We start from the raw sequence: 518 nt of genomic DNA on the forward strand, positions 1-518 counted from the left end.
CACCCCGATCGTGCGCCGCATGTCATGCCTGCGCGGTGTGAGTACATTGACGGGTTTTGCGTTGGCAGTCGAGATCGGGGACTGGAATCGGTTCACCGGCAACACAATCGGATCCTTCGTCGGGTTGGTTCCGTCGGAGTACTCCTCCGGTTCGTCGCGCACGCTGGGTGCGATCACCAAGACCGGCAACACCCACGCGCGGCGACTGCTGGTCGAAGCGGCCTGGCATCACCGGCCGCGGTATCACGTCGGGGCTGTCATGCGTGCGCGGTGGGACCAGGCGCCGGCCGCTGCCCGAGCCCGTGGAGACGAGGGCAACCGCCGCCTGCATCAGCGGTGGGTGACATTCCTCGAACGCCGCAAGCGACCGACGGTGGCGAACGTGGCGATCGCCCGCGAGTTGGCCGGCTGGTGCTGGTCGTTGGCGGTCATGGACATCTGACCTCCACCCAGGTCTGCTTCCTTCTCGAGCCGGTGGTGGCAGCGCGTGGATCGACCCGCGACCCAACTATGAGCAG

1 protein-coding gene is annotated in these 518 nt (G+C 66.8%); it reads left to right on the forward strand.

Translation table 11 applies throughout. From position 1 onward, the window contains the following. A partial coding sequence (locus tag RM1_RS25825; RefSeq protein WP_143187356.1) for a transposase occupies window positions 1-442 on the forward strand: 442 nt, incomplete at its 5' end. Window positions 443-518: the final 76 nt, after the last annotated feature.

The organism is Rhodococcus maanshanensis NBRC 100610, from assembly GCF_001894865.1.
Taxonomy (GTDB): Bacteria; Actinomycetota; Actinomycetes; order Mycobacteriales; family Mycobacteriaceae; genus Rhodococcus_G; species Rhodococcus_G maanshanensis.